At 68.1% G+C, this 15367-nt stretch carries 17 protein-coding genes; 14 read left to right on the top strand and 3 right to left on the bottom strand.

What is annotated here, in order from left to right:
* Positions 1-26: 26 nt before the first annotated feature.
* The 3 genes from gmhB to BC358_RS15765 are packed head-to-tail and all read left to right on the top strand — an operon-like array spanning position 27 to position 2270.
* Positions 27-605, top strand: coding sequence for a D-glycero-beta-D-manno-heptose 1,7-bisphosphate 7-phosphatase (gene gmhB, locus BC358_RS15755; protein ID WP_066155362.1), 579 nt, complete (start codon positions 27-29; stop codon positions 603-605).
* Between the two features lie 22 nt (positions 606-627).
* The gene (locus BC358_RS15760) at positions 628-1368 is read left to right on the top strand and encodes a 1-acyl-sn-glycerol-3-phosphate acyltransferase (protein WP_079366819.1); all 741 of its coding nucleotides are present in this window, start codon (positions 628-630) and stop codon (positions 1366-1368) included.
* 8 nt (positions 1369-1376) lie between these two features.
* On the top strand, positions 1377-2270 hold the full coding sequence (locus tag BC358_RS15765; RefSeq protein ID WP_066155359.1) for a M48 family metallopeptidase: 894 nt from the start codon (positions 1377-1379) through the stop codon (positions 2268-2270).
* A 9-nt stretch (positions 2271-2279) separates the two neighbouring features.
* Here the strand turns inward: BC358_RS15765 and BC358_RS15770 are convergent, their stop codons facing one another.
* Together BC358_RS15770 and BC358_RS15775 are read right to left on the bottom strand one after the other, a co-directional pair.
* A complete protein-coding gene (locus BC358_RS15770) occupies positions 2280-3395 on the bottom strand; it encodes an HPP family protein (RefSeq protein WP_373270143.1) in 1116 nt (371 codons plus the stop codon).
* Between the two features lie 66 nt (positions 3396-3461).
* Positions 3462-4550, bottom strand: coding sequence for an MBL fold metallo-hydrolase (locus BC358_RS15775; protein WP_079366585.1), 1089 nt, complete (start codon positions 4548-4550; stop codon positions 3462-3464).
* Positions 4551-4668: 118 nt separating this feature from the next.
* Here BC358_RS15775 and BC358_RS15780 point away from each other — a divergent pair, with 118 nt between their 5' ends.
* Both BC358_RS15780 and BC358_RS15785 read left to right on the top strand, forming a co-directional pair.
* A complete protein-coding gene (locus BC358_RS15780) occupies positions 4669-5076 on the top strand; it encodes a MerR family DNA-binding transcriptional regulator (protein ID WP_079366586.1) in 408 nt (135 codons plus the stop codon).
* Positions 5077-5110: 34 nt separating this feature from the next.
* Entirely contained in the window at positions 5111-5470 is a 360-nt protein-coding gene (locus tag BC358_RS15785) for a DUF1304 domain-containing protein (RefSeq protein WP_079366587.1), read from the top strand.
* Here BC358_RS15785 and BC358_RS15790 read toward each other — a convergent pair.
* Positions 5460-5912, bottom strand: a complete 453-nt coding sequence (locus tag BC358_RS15790; protein WP_079366588.1) for a VOC family protein — start codon at positions 5910-5912, stop codon at positions 5460-5462. The genes BC358_RS15785 and BC358_RS15790 overlap by 11 nt on opposite strands.
* 65 nt (positions 5913-5977) lie before the next feature.
* Here BC358_RS15790 and BC358_RS15795 point away from each other — a divergent pair, with 65 nt between their 5' ends.
* The 9 genes from BC358_RS15795 (at position 5978) to trkA (ending at position 15366) form a co-directional block, all read left to right on the top strand.
* The gene (locus BC358_RS15795) at positions 5978-6574 is read left to right on the top strand and encodes a TetR/AcrR family transcriptional regulator (protein WP_079366589.1); all 597 of its coding nucleotides are present in this window, start codon (positions 5978-5980) and stop codon (positions 6572-6574) included.
* A 106-nt stretch (positions 6575-6680) separates the two neighbouring features.
* The gene (locus BC358_RS15800) at positions 6681-7127 is read left to right on the top strand and encodes a PaaI family thioesterase (RefSeq protein WP_066155340.1); all 447 of its coding nucleotides are present in this window, start codon (positions 6681-6683) and stop codon (positions 7125-7127) included.
* Positions 7128-7162: 35 nt separating this feature from the next.
* Positions 7163-8344 (top strand): isovaleryl-CoA dehydrogenase, encoded by a 1182-nt coding sequence (locus tag BC358_RS15805; RefSeq protein WP_066155337.1) that lies wholly within the window; start codon positions 7163-7165, stop codon positions 8342-8344.
* 51 nt (positions 8345-8395) lie between these two features.
* Entirely contained in the window at positions 8396-9052 is a 657-nt protein-coding gene (gene can / locus BC358_RS15810; RefSeq protein ID WP_066155334.1) for a carbonate dehydratase, read from the top strand.
* 14 nt (positions 9053-9066) lie between these two features.
* The gene (aceK, locus tag BC358_RS15815) at positions 9067-10902 is read left to right on the top strand and encodes a bifunctional isocitrate dehydrogenase kinase/phosphatase (RefSeq protein WP_079366590.1); all 1836 of its coding nucleotides are present in this window, start codon (positions 9067-9069) and stop codon (positions 10900-10902) included.
* 21 nt (positions 10903-10923) lie between these two features.
* The gene (locus BC358_RS15820) at positions 10924-12114 is read left to right on the top strand and encodes an acetyl-CoA C-acyltransferase (RefSeq protein ID WP_079366591.1); all 1191 of its coding nucleotides are present in this window, start codon (positions 10924-10926) and stop codon (positions 12112-12114) included.
* Entirely contained in the window at positions 12114-12782 is a 669-nt protein-coding gene (locus tag BC358_RS15825) for an SDR family oxidoreductase (RefSeq protein ID WP_079366592.1), read from the top strand. The genes BC358_RS15820 and BC358_RS15825 overlap by 1 nt, the downstream gene beginning before the upstream one ends.
* A gap of 25 nt (positions 12783-12807) precedes the next feature.
* Positions 12808-13935, top strand: a complete 1128-nt coding sequence (locus BC358_RS15830; RefSeq protein WP_079366593.1) for an acyl-CoA dehydrogenase family protein — start codon at positions 12808-12810, stop codon at positions 13933-13935.
* Positions 13936-13974: 39 nt separating this feature from the next.
* Positions 13975-15366, top strand: coding sequence for a Trk system potassium transporter TrkA (gene trkA / locus BC358_RS15835; RefSeq protein WP_079366594.1), 1392 nt, complete (start codon positions 13975-13977; stop codon positions 15364-15366).
* Position 15367 lies beyond the last annotated feature (1 nt).

Here is a 15367-nt window from a genome sequence, read left to right on the forward strand (position 1 = left end):
GTCCCGGAACACCGAAGGAAGCTCGCATGAAACTGCTGATCCTCGACCGCGACGGCACGCTCAACCGCAGCCGCGACGACCACGTGGCCTCGCCCGACGAGTGGGAGGCGCTGCCTGGCGCGCTTGAAGCCGTGGCGCGGCTGAACCAGGGGGGCTGGCGCGTCGTGCTGGCGACCAACCAGTCGGGCATTGGCCGCGGCCTGTTCGACATGGCCTCGCTCAACGCCATCCACGCCAAGATGCACCGCGCGCTGGCCGCGGTGGGGGCGCGGGTCGAGGCGATCTTCTTCTGCCCCCACGCGCCCGAAGACGCCTGCCACTGCCGCAAGCCCGAGCCCGGCCTGTTCGAGCAGGTGGCGGAGCGCTTCGGCATCCCACCCGCCGAGGTGCCGGTGGCGGGCAACGCGCTGCGCCACGTGCAAGCCGGGGCAGCGGCGGGCTGTCCGACCCACTTGCTGATGACCGGCCAGTCGGGGCATCTGCGCCGGGAAGCCGGTGTGCCCGACTCGGCGCTGGTGCCGGGGCTGCCCTCCGGCACCCTGCTGCACGACGACCTGGGTGCCTTTGCCGACTGGCTGCTGGCGCAGCCGGTGGCCACTTCATGACTTTGGTTGCTACATGATCCTGATCAATTTTCTGCGCTCGGTGCTGCACATGCTGTTCATGGTGGTGACCGTGGTGCCGTGGGCGCTGGCGGTGGTCATCGCGGCCCCGTTTCTCAACAGCACGCAGATCTACTGGATGTGCGCGCGCTGGCTCAAGCTGGCGGTCGATGGGGGCACGGTGATCCTGGGCATCCGCAACAAGGTCATCGGCTACGAAAACCTGCCCGTGGGCACGACGGCGCCGGCGGTGCTGCTGGTCAAGCACCAGTCGCTGTGGGAGACCTTCAGCATGGCGGCCCTGATGCCGCACCCGCTGGCCTTCGTGTTCAAGAAGGAGCTGCTGAAGGTGCCCTTCTTCGGCTGGGCCATGGCGCGCATGGACATGATCCACATCGACCGCGCCGACGGTGCGCGCGCCTTTGTGAAGGTCGTGCAGCAAGGGCAGCGCCTGCTCGACCAGGGCACCTGGGTGATCATGTTCCCCGAGGGCACACGCATCGCGCGGGGCGAGAAGGGCGTCTACAAGACCGGCGGCACGCGGCTGGCGATCCGCACCGGTGCGCCGGTGATCCCGATCGCCGTGACCTCGGCCAAGTGCTGGCCGCGCAAGGCCTTCATCAAGAAGCCGGGCACCGTGGAGTTCTCGATCGGCAAGCCGATCCCCAGCCAGGGCCGCGAGGCCGACGAGCTGATGCAGGAAGTGGAAAACTGGATCGAGGCGGAGATGCACCGTCTCGACCCTGAAGCCTACGCCAAGGGCTGATACGGGACATGCAGCGCTTCGTCCAGCTGGCGCTTGATTTCCTGACCGGACCCGATCCGGTGGTCCCGCCGCCGCAAACGATGGCACCGTCGCCGCGCGACGACGCGTCGCCGGCCGAGCCCATGTCGTCGGTGTTCCAGCCCGGGACCTGGCAGCACCCGCGCGCCAACCGCCGCGTGCGGCTGGCCGGTTGCGAGGTGGGCTACGAATTCAAGCGCGGCAAGCGCCGCACCATCGGCCTGTCGGTCGGGCCGGAGGGGCTGAGCGTGCGGGCGCCGCGCTGGACCACGGTCGGTGAGGTCGAGGCCTTCATCCAGGAAAAATCGGGCTGGGTGCTCGACAAGCTGCGCGCCTCGCGCGAGCGCGCCGGGGCGCTGGAGCGCGCGCGGACGGTCTGGTCCGACGGCGCGGAGTTCGACTTCCTGGGGCAGCGCGTGCGGCTGGTGCTGGACTCGGCCCATGTGTTCGCTTCCGCCGGTGCGGCGCTGGAACCGGGCGACGGGGACGCCCTGCCAGTGCTGCGCCTGGGGCTGGCCCGCACCGCGACCGAAGTCCAGATCCGGGACGCCGCACAGGCCTGGCTGATGCGGCAGGCGCAGCAGGTGTTCAGCGAAAGCCTGCAGCGCTTCGCGCCGCAACTGGGTGTGTCGTACAGCAAGCTGCGGCTGTCCAGCGCCGGCACCCGCTGGGGCAGCGCCAGCGCCGACGGCACCATCCGCCTGAACTGGCGGCTGATCCACCTCAAGCCCGAGATGATCGACTACGTGGTGGTGCACGAACTGAGCCACCTGCGCCACATGGACCACAGCCCCCAGTTCTGGGACGTGGTCGCCAGCGTGATGCCCGATCACCTGGACCGGCGCCAGGCGCTCAGGCGGGTGGCGGTGCCGCTGGGCGACTGAGAACGCCGATCAGGTGGCGGCGCCGGGGCGGCTGCGGAACAGCGCGGCCACCACGTCGGACTGCGTGATCATGCCGATCACCCGCTGTGCGTCATCGACCACCGGCATGTGGTGCAGGCCGCCGTCGGAGAACAGGCCGGCCAGGTCGCCGATGGGCTGTTCCGGCCGCGCCGATCGCACCTCGCGGGTCATGATCTCCTCGACGTAGCGGGCGGTGCTCATGACCGGCTGGCGGCGCGGGTCGGGCGCGCTGTGGCCGATGAAGAAGTCGTGCAGCGAGACGATGCCGCACAGCGTGCCGTCCGCCTCGACCACCGGCAGTGCCTTGATCTTGTGGTACGCCAGCCGGGCCCAGGCCTCGTCCACCGAGTCGCGCGGGCCGATGTGCACCACGTCGCGGGACATGATGTCGCGGCACCGCACCTCGCCCCACTGGCGCTGGCTTGCGAGCAGCTGGGCCTGCACCAGGATGTCTTCCAGGTCCTCCGGCCGGATGTCCAGCAGCTCGCCCTGGCTGGCCAGCGCGCGGGTCAGGTCGTCGTGGGTGAAGCCCAGCCGGCGGCTGGGCAGCGGGTCGCGGGTGTGGTGGGAGGGGCCCGGGGCTGGGTGGGGATGGCGCCGGTGCGTGAAGTGGTTGAACAGCAGGGCCGCCAGCATCAGCAGGCCCGAGTTGAGTGCCACCGGCGAAAGCGCGAACTGGTAGCCCAGGTGCGTCACCGCCTGCCCGCCCAGCACGGCCGTCACTGCCACCGCGCCGCCCGGCGGGTGCAGGCAGCGCAGCGCGAACATGGCCGCGATGGCCAGCGCCCCCGCCGCGCTGGCGGCCAGCCCGGTGTGGCCCAGCAGCAGGGCGCAGCTCACGCCCACCAGAGCGGAGACGGTGTTGCCGCCGAGGATGGACCAGGGCTGTGCCAGCGGGCTGGCGGGCACCGCGAACAGCAGCACGGCCGAGGCCCCCATGGGGGCGAGAAACCAGGGATCGGTGGTGCCCAGGGTGTGCAGGCTGAGCCATTCGGTGACGCACAGGCCCAGGCCAGCCCCCAGGCAGCCCAGCAGCATCTCGCGTCGGCCGACAGTCAGCGGAGCAGGGACAAGGGATCGGAGCCGGGACAGGATGGGGTGCACGGGACGGTTCTCTTGACTGGGGGCGTCATTGTAGGAACCGGGCCCGGCGCCGCGGGCATGCCCCGTTCAATCCCTTGGCTGGAAGCGGTGTACGCCGTCGTCGCCGGTGCGGCGTTGCAGCCCTCCCTGGAACCAGAGCCGGTGCAGGTGGGCCACCGATTCGCCCAGCGCAAAGGTGCTCTGGTGCAGGTCCAGCGGCCGGGGGAACAGCACCGGGATCATCTCCCAGGCGCTGTGCGGGCGTTCGGTGCAGGCGGCCATCACCTCGGCCAGCCGCTCGTCGTGGTGCTCCTGCAGCTGCCGGATGCGCTCGTGCAGACCGGTGAAGGGTTTGCCGTGCGAGGGCAGCACCAGCGTGTCGTGGGGCAGGGGCAGGTAGCGCTGCAGCGAGTCGAGGAACAGCGCCAGCGGGTCGCTCTCGGGTTCGACGTCGTAGACGCTCACGTTGGTGCTGATGCGCGGCAGCACCATGTCGCCGCTGATCAGCACGCCGAGCGCCTCGCAATGCAGCGCCATGTGTTCGGGCGCGTGGCCGTAGCCGGTGATGCAGCGCCAGCCATGGCCGCCGATGTCCACCACCTGCCCATCCATCAGGCGCCGGAACTGGTCGGGCACGCCGGGCACCAGGCCGGGGTAGTAGCCCGCCCGGGCGCGGATCTTTTCCAGGGCGTCGGCGTCGAGCAGGCCGTTGGCGCGAAAGAAGGCGGCGGCGCCGTCGCCGCCGAAGCCGGTGGTGCTGCGCGAGCCGATGCGGGCCATGTGGTAGTCCATGCCGCTGATCCACAAACGGCAGTCGTGCTCGGCGGTGCTCCAGCGCTCGCACAGCCACTGCGCCAGCCCGATGTGGTCCGGGTGCATGTGGGTGACGATCACGCGCAGCACCGGCAGGCCGTCAAGTTCGTGCTCGAAGACCTGCTCCCACTGCGCCTTCGCCTCGTCGCGGGCGATGCAGGTGTCCACCACCGTCCAGCCCTCGCGGCCGTCCAGCCGGTCGCGCAGCAGCCAGAGGTTGATGTGGTCCAGCGCAAAGGGCAGGGTCATGCGGACCCACTTCACGCCGGGCGCCACGCCGATGGCGCCGCCGGACGGGGGCAGGGCATCGCCCAGCGGGTAGTGCAGACGGGCTTCGAGCGCGTCCCTGGAGGGTGGGGTCACGGGTGTTTCCTGAAAAGCTTCCGTTAAACTGACGTTGACGTAAACGTCAAGATGCGACGCATTCTAGGGAGCGATCCCCGTCGCCGCTGTCCGAAAGCCGACACCCCCTGTGAGCACCATGGCGACCAACCCGACCTATTCCATCAGCGACCTCGCGCGCGAGTTCGATCTGACCACGCGCGCCATCCGCTTTTACGAGGACATGGGATTGATCCAGCCGCAGCGCGAAGGGCCGGGTGGGCGCAACCGCGTGTACAGCTCGCGCGACCGCACGCGGCTGAAGCTCACGCTGCGCGCCAAGCGCCTGGGCCTGTCCCTGACCGAGGCGAAGGACATCATCGACATGTACGACAGCCCGCGCGACACCGGGCCGCAGCTGCGCAAGTTCCTCGCCGTGCTGGCCGACCACAAGCGCCAGCTCGAAGAGCAGCTGGCCGATCTGATGGCCAACCTCGACGAGGTCAAGGTGCACGAGAAGGAGGCGCGGGCGCTGCTGGCCAAGGTGGAAAAGGCCGACAAGGCCTAGACTCGGCGGCTCCTTCTGCTGCCGGAGCCGCTCCATGAGCCTTGTCGCCACCACCATCGTCGCCCTGCTGGCGCTGATCCACGTCTACATCCTGGTGCTGGAGATGTTCCTCTGGGACACGCCCAAGGGCCGCAAGGCCTTTGGCCTGACGCCGGAGTTCTCGGCCGCGAGCAAGGTGCTGGCGGCCAACCAGGGCCTGTACAACGGCTTTCTGGCCGCCGGCCTGTTCTGGGGGCTGTGGCTGGGCGACGAGGGTTTCGGCGTGAAGGTCTTCTTCCTCGCCTGCATCCTGGTGGCAGGCCTGTACGGCGCCGCCACCTCCAGCCGCAAGATCCTGTTCGTCCAGGCCGTGCCGGCGGCGCTGGGCCTGCTGGCGCTCTGGTTCAGCCGCTGAGGGCGGACACCTGCGGGGCCGCCGCAGCGCCGTCGGCGTACTGCGCCAGGAACTCGGCGCTCGGCGGTATGGGCTGGATCACGTCGATCAACACCCCGTTGGGGTCGCGCACGATGAAGTGGCGCTGCCCGAAGGCCTCGTCCCGCAGGCCCAGCTGGACGTCCAGGCCTTCGGACTGCACGCGGGCGTATTCGGCATCGACATCGGCCACCTCGAAGTTCAGCAGCATCCCGCCGGCCCGGCCGCCCCGCGCGCTCGCCGGGATGCTGTCGTGGTCGCCGTCGAGGATGGCGAGGTTCACCGAAGGATCGTCTTTCGACTGCAGGTGCACGTACCAGTCGCTGCTGAACTGGCGCACAAAACGGAAATGCCGTTCATAGAACTGTGCGGTCGGTTCGACGCGATCGGTCATGAGGACGGGGTAGTACTGGGTGATCTTCATGTCGGGGCTCCGGTTGAATGCATACAATCTGCATGTATCTTCAATTTAACATACAGGCTGCATGTATGCAAAAAACCGCCGCCGCCGTTCGTCGCTCGCAGGCCGAGCGCACCGACACCACCCGTGCGGCCCTGATGGTGGCGGCGCGCGAGCTGTTCCTGGGCCGCGGCTACGCCGCCACGGGCACACCGGAGATCGTGGCCGCCGCCGGGCTCACCCGGGGGGCGCTGTACCACCACTTTGCCGACAAGACGGCGCTGTTCCTCGCGGTCGCCGAGCAACTGGCGCAGGAGGTCGCCGACGATGTGGCCCGAGGCTCGGCCCACCACGACCGCCCTGTCGACGCGCTGCTGGCGGGGGCGGAGGCCTACTTCTCCTCGATGGGTCAACCGGGCCGCGCCCGGCTGCTCTTGCTGGAAGCGCCCTCGGTGCTGACACCCGCGCAGGTGATGGCGCTGAGCGAGCGGGCCGGCTCGCAGGCACTGAAGGAGGGCCTGGCCCACCTGCTCGGCCCGGCCCGTGAACCGGTGCCGCTGCACGAGCTGACCGTGCTGCTCTCCGCCGCCTTCGACCGCGCGGCGTTGGCCATGGCTCAGGGTGAGGCCCCCGGCCCGTACCGCGAGGCATTCCGGCGGCTCTTCACCGGCCTGGCCCGGGGCTGATCGACGGTCCAAAAACGGTTGTCCCGCCCTCACGGGACCCTGCGGGCTTGCCGCCTTCCGGTGGTGTCGGTCATAATTGACGTTTACGTAAACGTAAATCAAAACCATGAGCGAGACAACACCCGACCACGAAGCCCTGCGCCAGCGCGTGCAGACCAGTCTGGACCGCCAGGGCATGATGCGGCAGCTGGGCGTCCGGCTGCTGGCCGTGGCGCCGGGCATGGTGACGCTGGCCCTGCCGTACTCCGACCGCGTGACGCAGCAGCAGGGCGGTTTCCACGGCGGCGCCATGGGCGCGCTGGCCGACATCGCCGGTGGCTATGCCGCGCTGACCGTGGCGCCCGAGGGCATGGAGGTCACCACCGTCGAATACAAGATCAACTTCCTCGCGGCCTTCCAGGGCGGCGAGCTGCAGGCCACCGGCCGCGTCGTGCGCGGCGGCAAACGCATCATCGTCACCACCGCCGAGGTGGTGCACGTGGCCCCCGACGGTCAGCGGACCGACTGCGCCGTGATGCAGCAGACCCTGGTGCCGGTGCCCAAGACCTACTGACCCTTCAACGCATTCAACGTCCCACGGAGACCCTCATGACCAACCTGCCCGGCCTCAACTTCCAGCTCGGTGAAGACATCGACGCCCTGCGCGACGCGGTGCGCGACTTCGCGCAGGCCGAGATCGCTCCGCGCGCGGCCGAAATCGACCGCAGCGACCAGTTCCCCATGGACTGCTGGCGCAAGATGGGTGAGCTGGGCGTGCTCGGCATCACCGTGCCCGAGCAGTACGGCGGCGCCAACATGGGCTACCTGGCCCACATGGTCGCCATGGAGGAGATCAGCCGCGCCAGCGCCTCGGTGGGCCTGAGCTACGGCGCACACAGCAACCTGTGCGTGAACCAGATCAACCGCAACGGCAGCGACGCGCAGAAGGCCAAGTACCTGCCCAAGCTGATCAGCGGCGAACACGTGGGTGCGCTGGCCATGAGCGAGCCGGGCGCCGGCTCGGACGTGATCAGCATGAAGCTCAAGGCCGAGGACAAGGGCGGCTACTACCTGCTCAACGGCAGCAAGATGTGGATCACCAACGGCCCCGACGCCGACACGCTGGTGGTCTACGCCAAGACCGAGCCCGAGATGGGCGCGCGCGGTGTGACCGCCTTCCTGATCGAGAAGGGCATGAAGGGCTTTTCCATCGCGCAGAAGCTCGACAAGCTGGGCATGCGCGGCAGCCACACCGGCGAGCTGGTGTTCCAGGACGTCGAGGTGCCAGCCGAGAACATCCTGGGTGGCCTGAACATGGGCGCCAAGGTGCTGATGAGCGGCCTGGACTACGAGCGCGCCGTGCTGACCGGCGGGCCGCTGGGCATCATGCAGGCGGTCATGGACAACGTGATCCCCTACATCCACGACCGCAAGCAGTTCGGCCAGAGCATCGGCGAGTTCCAGCTGATCCAGGGCAAGGTGGCCGACATGTACACCGTGCTGCAGGCGGCGCGCAGCTTCGCCTACACCGTGGCCAAGAACCTGGACCTGCTGGGCACCGAGCACGTGCGCCAGGTGCGCAAGGACTGCGCCTCGGTCATCCTCTGGACCGCCGAGAAGGCGACCTGGATGGCCGGCGAGGGCGTGCAGATCTACGGCGGCAACGGCTACATCAACGAGTACCCGCTGGGTCGCCTGTGGCGCGACGCCAAGCTGTACGAGATCGGCGCCGGCACGTCGGAGATCCGCCGCATGCTGATCGGGCGTGAGCTGTTCGCCGAGACCATGTGAATGTGGCCCCACGCTTTGCCGCTGCGCGTGTCGCCTAGGTAACATCGCCGCATGAGCACATCCATCCAGACCCTGATCGAGAACAACCGCCGCTGGGCTGCCCAGACCGAACTGGAGCGCCCCGGCTATTTCCAGAAGCTGGCGCAGCAGCAAAACCCCAAGTACCTGTGGATCGGCTGTTCCGACAGCCGCGTGCCGGCCAACCAGATCACGGGTCTGGAGCCGGGCGAGGTCTTCGTGCACCGCAACGTGGCCAACGTGGTGGTGCATTCGGACCTGAACGCGCTGTCGGTGATCCAGTTCGCGGTCGAGTTCCTGAAGGTCGAGCACATCCTGGTCGTGGGCCACTACGGCTGCGGCGGCGTGCTGGCCACGCTCAAGGGTGCACGCGTGGGCCTGGCCGACAACTGGCTGCGCCATGTGCACGACGTGAAGATGCGCCACCGCAAGCGCCTGGACCATCTGCCCATGGCGGTGCAGGAAGACGTGCTGTGCGAGATGAACGTGATCGAGCAGGTCGGCAACGTGGCGCTGACCAACGTGCTGCAGGACGCCTGGGCGCGCGGCCAGAACGTGTCGGTGCACGGCTGGTGCTATGGCCTCAAGGACGGGCTGGTCAAGGACCTGGGCGTGAGCATGAGCCACCGCGACGAGGTCATGCCCATCTTCCGCTCGGCGCTCAAGCGATACCCGCGCGCCGAGACCTGAGGCACCCGCAGGCCATGTTCCCCCAGCGGCTGGATTCGACCGTGGCCTATGACATCGCGAAAGCGATGATGGACGGGTTCAATCGCCACTACCGCCTGTTCCGCGCCGAATCCGCCCGCGCCAAGCACCGCTTCGAATCGCGCGACTGGCCGGCCCAGCAACGCGCCCAGCGCGAGCGCATCGAGTTCTACGACCTGCGCGTGCGCGAGTGTCTGCAGCGCCTGGTCAAGGAGTTCAAGGCCGACCAGCAGCCCATGGCGGTGTGGGAGCAGGTCAAGCTGCATTACATCGGGCTGCTGGTGAACCACCACCAGCCCGAGCTGGCAGAGACCTTCTTCAACTCGGTCACCACCAAGATCCTCAAGCGGGCCTACTTCCAGAACGACTTCATCTTCGTGCGGCCGGCGGTGTCCACCGAGTACATCGAGAACGACGAACCCAGGGCGCTGCCGACCTACCGCAGCTACTACCCGACGCACGAGACCATGCGCGCCGAGGTGCGCCGCATGGTCGAGGACTTCGACCTGCGCGTGCCCTTTGACGACCTGGGGCGCGACGCCGGACTGGTGCTCGAAGCCATGCGCCAGCGCTTCGATCACCACAAGCTGCGCGCCAACTTCCAGATCCAGGCGCTGTCCGGGCTGTTCTACCGGAACAAGGGCGCCTACGTGGTCGGCAAGATCATCAACGGCTTCCAGGAAGTGCCGTTCGCACTGCCCATCCTGCACAACGAGAACGGCCGCCTGGTGATCGACGCCGCGCTGTTCGGCGAGGACGACCTGCTGATGCTGTTCAGCTTCGCGCGGGCCTACTTCATGGTCGACATGGAGGTGCCCAGCGCCTACGTGCAGTTCCTGCGCAGCCTGATGCCACGCAAGCCGCGCGCCGAGTTCTACAACGCACTCGGCCTGGCCAAGCAGGGCAAGACCCTGTTCTACCGCGACTTCCTGGCGCACATGCGGCACAGCACGGACAAGTTCCGCATCGCGCCCGGCATCAAGGGCATGGTGATGCTGGTGTTCGACCTGCCGAGCTTCCCCTTCGTGTTCAAACTCATCAAGGACTTCTACCCCGCGCCCAAGGACACCACGCGCGAGCAGATCCGGGGCAAGTACCTGCTGGTGAAACAGCACGACCGCGTGGGCCGCATGGCCGACACGCTGGAGTTCTCCGAGGTGGGTTTTCCGCGCGACCGTTTCACCGACGAGCTGATCGCCGAGATCCAGAAATTCGCGCCCAGCCAGCTGGAAATCAGCGACCGCGACGGCGATGGCACGACCGAGGTCATCCTGAAGCACTGCTACATCGAGCGGCGCATGATCCCGCTGAACATCTACCTGCAGGAGGCCTTCGACACCCTGCAGACGCCCGATGTGGACGACACATCGCTGCGGCGTGCGCGCGAACAGATCACCAAAGCCGTGGTCGAGTACGGCAACGCCATCAAGGACCTGGTGGCCGCCAACATCTTTCCCGGCGACATGCTGTGGAAGAACTTCGGCATCACGCGCCACGGCAAGGTGGTGTTCTACGACTACGACGAGATCGAATACATCACCGACTGCAATTTCCGCCGCGTGCCGCCACCGCGCAACGAAGAGGACGAGATGTCGGGCGAGGTCTGGTACTCGGTCGGCCCGCACGATGTCTTCCCCGAGACATTCGAGCCCTTCCTGCTGGGCAACCCGATGGTGCGCGAAGACTTCATGAAGCACCACGCCGATCTGCTGGACGCGGCGTTCTGGCAGGCGCACAAGGAACGCATCGCCGCCGGACACGTGTACGACGTGTTCCCTTATGAGCGTGCCCGGCGCTTTCGCGCGCAGGCGCACAAAGAACTTCTGGACTGACTTTTTTCAAAGGAGATTCCCATGAGCAATACCACCGATCCCGTCGTCATCGTCGGCGCCGCCCGCACCCCCATGGGCTCGTTCCAGAGCGACTTCGCCAGCCTGTCCGCGCACGACCTGGGCGGCGTCGCCATCAAGGCTGCGGTCGAGCGCGCCGGCGTGAAGGCCGAGCTGGTCGACGAGGTGCTGTTCGGCAACTGCCTGATGGCCGGCCAGGGCCAGGCGCCCGCGCGCCAGGCCGCGCTCAAGGGCGGGCTGCCGCTGTCGGCAGGCGCGGTGACGCTGTCCAAGATGTGCGGCTCGGGCATGAAGGCCACCATGCTGGCGCACGACATGCTGCTGGCCGGCAGCGCCACCGTGATGGTCTCGGGCGGCATGGAGAGCATGACCAACGCGCCCTACCTGATGCTCAAGGGCCGCGGCGGCTACCGCATGGGCCACGACAAGATCTACGACCACATGATGCTCGACGGCTTGGAAGACGCCTACGAACCCGGCCGCAGCATGGGCACCTTCGGCGAGGACTGCGCCGCCAAATACAGCTTCACGCGCGAGCAGCAGGACGCCTTCGCCATCGCCTCGGTGACGCGCGCCAAGGCCGCGACCGAGAGCGGGGCCTTCGCGAAAGAGATCGCGCCCGTGACGGTCAAGGACCGCAGCGGCGAGCGCGTGGTCTCGGTGGACGAGGGGCCGGGCAAGGTCAAGCTCGACAAGATCCCTGGCCTCAAGCCCGCGTTCAAGAAGGACGGCACCATCACCGCCGCGTCCAGTTCGTCTATCAACGACGGTGCCGCCGCGCTGGTGCTGATGCGCCAGTCCACCGCCCAGGCCCAGGGCCTCAAGCCGCTGGCGCGCATCGTGGCCCACGCCACCCACGCGCAGGAACCCAACTGGTTCGCCACCGCGCCGGTGGGCGCGACGCAGAAGCTGCTGGCCAAGACGGGCTGGGGTGTGGGCGACGTGGACCTCTGGGAGATCAACGAAGCCTTCGCCGTGGTGCCCATGGCGCTGATGACCGAACTCGGCATTCCGCACGACAAGGTGAACGTCAACGGCGGCGCCTGCGCGCTGGGCCACCCCATCGGCGCCTCGGGCGCGCGCATCCTGGTCACGCTGCTGCACGCCCTGCAGGCGCAGGGCAAGAAGAAGGGCGTCGCCACGCTGTGCATCGGCGGCGGTGAAGCCACCGCCATGGCCGTTGAACTGATCTGATGGCCACCGTTCTCGTCATCGGCGCCTCGCGCGGCCTCGGCCTGGAATTCGTGCGGCAGTACCGTGCGGCGGGTGACCGCGTGATCGCCACGGCGCGCGACGATGAGGGCCTGGCGCGCCTGCGCGGTCTGGGCGCCGAACCGCTGCGCGTGGACGTGGCCGACCCTGCCAGCGTCAGCGGCCTGTCGTGGCAGCTCGATGGCGAGGAGATCGATGTCGCGCTCTATGTGGCCGGCGTCATCGACCGCGGCAACGCCACCACGCCGCCCACGCAGCAGGCCTTCGACCACCTCATGCACACCAATGTGCTGGGCCTGATGCAGGTGCTGCCGCAGGTCATGCCCATGGTGGAGGCGGCGGGCGGCGTGTTCGGCGCGCTGTCCAGCCGCATGGCGCAGATCGGTCCGGTGAGCGGCAGCGGCGCCTGGCTCTACCGCGTGAGCAAGGCGGCGCTGAACATGGCTGTGAGCAGTGCGCGTTTCGACTACCCCAAGGAGACCCTGGTGGCACTGGACCCGGGCTGGGTGCAGACCGACATGGGCGGCGGTGCGGCGCCGCTGAGCGCCGAGGCCAGCGTGCGCGGCCTGCGCACCGTGCTGGCCAGCCTGACGCCGGACGACAACGGACAACTCATCCATCACGACGGCCGCCGCGCCAGCTCGTGGTGAACCGAAACACACAAAGAGACAAGACATGCTGCTGACCCAAGACCAGGAAATGATCCGTGACGCCGTGCGCAGCTTCGCGCAGGAAGAGCTGTGGCCCAACGCCGCGCGGTGGGACAAGGAGCACCACTTCCCGAAAGACGTGCACCAGGGCCTGGCCGAACTCGGCGCCTACGGCATCTGTGTGCCCGAGGAACTGGGCGGCGCGGGGCTGGACTACCTGACACTCGCGCTGGTGCTGGAAGAGATCGCGGCCGGCGACGGCGGCACCAGCACCGCCATCAGCGTGACCAACTGCCCCTACAACGCCATCCTGATGAAGTACGGCACACCCGACCAGCAGCAGCAGTGGCTGGTGCCGGCGGCGCGCGGCGACATCCTGGGCGCCTTCTGCCTGACCGAGCCGCACGTGGGCTCCGACGCCTCCGGCCTGCGGACCACGGCGGTGCGCGAGGGCGACGAGTACGTCATCAACGGCGTCAAGCAGTTCATCACCAGTGGCAAGAACGGCCAGGCCGCGGTGGTGATTGCCGTGACCGACAAGGGCGCGGGCAAGAAGGGCATGAGCGCCTTCATGGTGCCCACCGACAACCCCGGCTGGCAGGTCGCGCGGCTGGAAGACAAGGTCGGCCAGCACAGCAGCGACACCGCGCAGATCAACTTCGACCACTGCCGCATTCCGGCCGAGAACCTGATCGGCCAGGAAGGCGAGGGCTACAAGATCGCCCTGAGCGCGCTCGAAGGCGGGCGCATCGGCATCGCGGCACAGAGCGTGGGCATGGCGCGCAGCGCGCTGGACGTGGCCATCGCCTACGCCAAGGAGCGCCAGAGCTTCGGCACGGCCATCTTCAACCACCAGGCCGTGGGTTTCCGGCTCGCCGAGTGCGCCACGAAGCTCGAAGCCGCGCGCCAGCTGATCTGGCACGCCGCCGCCCTGCGCGACGCCGGCCGGCCCTGCCTGAAGGAAGCCGCCATGGCCAAGCTGTTCGCCAGCGAGACCGCCGAACAGGTGTGTTCCGCGGCGATCCAGACGCTGGGCGGCTACGGCTATGTGAACGATTTCCCGGTCGAGCGCATCTGGCGCGACGTGCGCGTCTGCCAGATCTACGAAGGCACAAGCGACGTGCAGAAGATCATCATTCAGCGAGCGCTGTAAGCGCTGGCTACCCCCGGCCCGGGGGTACGATCCAGCCCTATGAAGATCATCATTTTGGGCGCCGGCCGGGTTGGCGAAAGCGTGGCCGAGAGCCTGGTGTCCGAACAGAACGACATCACCGTCATCGACCAGGACCCCGCCCGGTTGCGGCTGCTGGAAGAGAAGCTGGACCTGCGCGGCGTGGTGGGCAACGGCATCCAGCCTTCGGTGCTGGCCGAGGCCGGCGCGCGCGATGCCGACATGGTGATCGCCTGCGCCGCGGCGGACGAGTCCAACCTCGTGGTCTGCAAGGTGGCGCACGACGTGTTCAACGTGCCCACCACCATCGCCCGCCTGCGTTCGCCCGAATTCATCGAGGGCGACGAGCTGCTGGGAAAGGGCGGTTTCGCGGTGGACAACGTGATCTGCCCCGAAGAATCGGTCATGCGCTACATCCACCTGCTCATCAGTTACCCCGAGGCGCTGCAGGTGGTCAAGTTCTCGCAGAACCGCGCAGCCCTGGTGGTGGTGCGCGCGGCGGCCGGTGGCGCGGTGGTGGGCCACACCATCGCCGAGATGCGCAACCGCATTCCTCATGTGGAGATGCGCATCGTCGCGCTCTACCGCCTGGACACCGAGATGGAGGCCACGCCCTCGACCCGCATCCTGCCGGGCGACGAGGTCTTCGTGCTGGCCGACGTGCGCGAGATCCGGATGGTGCTCGCCGCCATCCACAACATCGACAAACCGGTGCAGCGCGTGATGATCGCCGGCGGCGGCAAGGTGGGGCTGCGGCTGGCGCGCAGCCTGGTCGGGCAGTGCGAGGTCAAGCTCATCGAGAGCGACCGCAAGCGCTGCGAGTACCTGGCCAGCCAGTTGCCGTCGAACATGCTGGTCCTCAACGGCGATGCGGCCGACGAGGACCTGCTGGAGGAAGAAAACGTCGGCGACATGGACATGTTCCTGGCCCTGACCAGCGACGACGAGGACAATATCATGTCGGCCATGCTGGCCAAGCGGCTGGGCGCCAACCGCGTGCTGTCGCTGATCAACCGCCGTGCCTACGCCGACATGATGCAGGGCAGCACCATCGACATCGCGATCTCGCCCTCGCAGACGGTGATCGGCGAGCTGCTGGCGCACCTGCGGCGCGGCGACGTGGCGGCGGTGCACAGCCTGCGCCGCGGTGCGGCCGAGGCGCTCGAAGGCGTGGCGCGCGGCGACATCAAGACCTCGAAGCTGGTGGGCCGCCGGATCGACGAAATCCGGTTGCCGCAGGGCGCCCGTTTCGGCGCCATCGTGCGCGGCGATGGCCGCGACTCCGAGGTGCTGATGCCGCACCACGACACCGTCATCGAGGACGGCGACCACGTGATCATCTTCATTCCCCACAAGCGCCTGGTGCGCGAGGTGGAGAAGCTGTTCCAGGTCGGCGCCACCTTCTTCGGCTGAT

This window comes from Hydrogenophaga sp. H7 (assembly GCF_002025745.1).
Classification (GTDB): domain Bacteria; phylum Pseudomonadota; class Gammaproteobacteria; order Burkholderiales; family Burkholderiaceae_C; genus Hydrogenophaga; species Hydrogenophaga pseudoflava.

Bases quoted from the DNA above. Each gene is read 5' to 3' on its own strand.
- gmhB (WP_066155362.1), top strand. From the start codon at position 27: ATGAAACTGCTGATCCTCGACCGCGACGGCACGCTCAACCGCAGCCGC.
- BC358_RS15765 (WP_066155359.1), top strand. From the start codon at position 1,377: ATGCAGCGCTTCGTCCAGCTGGCGCTTGATTTCCTGACCGGACCCGAT.
- BC358_RS15780 (WP_079366586.1), top strand. From the start codon at position 4,669: ATGGCGACCAACCCGACCTATTCCATCAGCGACCTCGCGCGCGAGTTC.
- BC358_RS15785 (WP_079366587.1), top strand. From the start codon at position 5,111: ATGAGCCTTGTCGCCACCACCATCGTCGCCCTGCTGGCGCTGATCCAC.
- BC358_RS15790 (WP_079366588.1), bottom strand. From the start codon at position 5,912: ATGAAGATCACCCAGTACTACCCCGTCCTCATGACCGATCGCGTCGAA.
- BC358_RS15795 (WP_079366589.1), top strand. From the start codon at position 5,978: ATGCAAAAAACCGCCGCCGCCGTTCGTCGCTCGCAGGCCGAGCGCACC.
- BC358_RS15800 (WP_066155340.1), top strand. From the start codon at position 6,681: ATGAGCGAGACAACACCCGACCACGAAGCCCTGCGCCAGCGCGTGCAG.
- BC358_RS15805 (WP_066155337.1), top strand. From the start codon at position 7,163: ATGACCAACCTGCCCGGCCTCAACTTCCAGCTCGGTGAAGACATCGAC.
- can (WP_066155334.1), top strand. From the start codon at position 8,396: ATGAGCACATCCATCCAGACCCTGATCGAGAACAACCGCCGCTGGGCT.
- aceK (WP_079366590.1), top strand. From the start codon at position 9,067: ATGTTCCCCCAGCGGCTGGATTCGACCGTGGCCTATGACATCGCGAAA.
- BC358_RS15820 (WP_079366591.1), top strand. From the start codon at position 10,924: ATGAGCAATACCACCGATCCCGTCGTCATCGTCGGCGCCGCCCGCACC.
- BC358_RS15825 (WP_079366592.1), top strand. From the start codon at position 12,114: ATGGCCACCGTTCTCGTCATCGGCGCCTCGCGCGGCCTCGGCCTGGAA.
- BC358_RS15830 (WP_079366593.1), top strand. From the start codon at position 12,808: ATGCTGCTGACCCAAGACCAGGAAATGATCCGTGACGCCGTGCGCAGC.
- trkA (WP_079366594.1), top strand. From the start codon at position 13,975: ATGAAGATCATCATTTTGGGCGCCGGCCGGGTTGGCGAAAGCGTGGCC.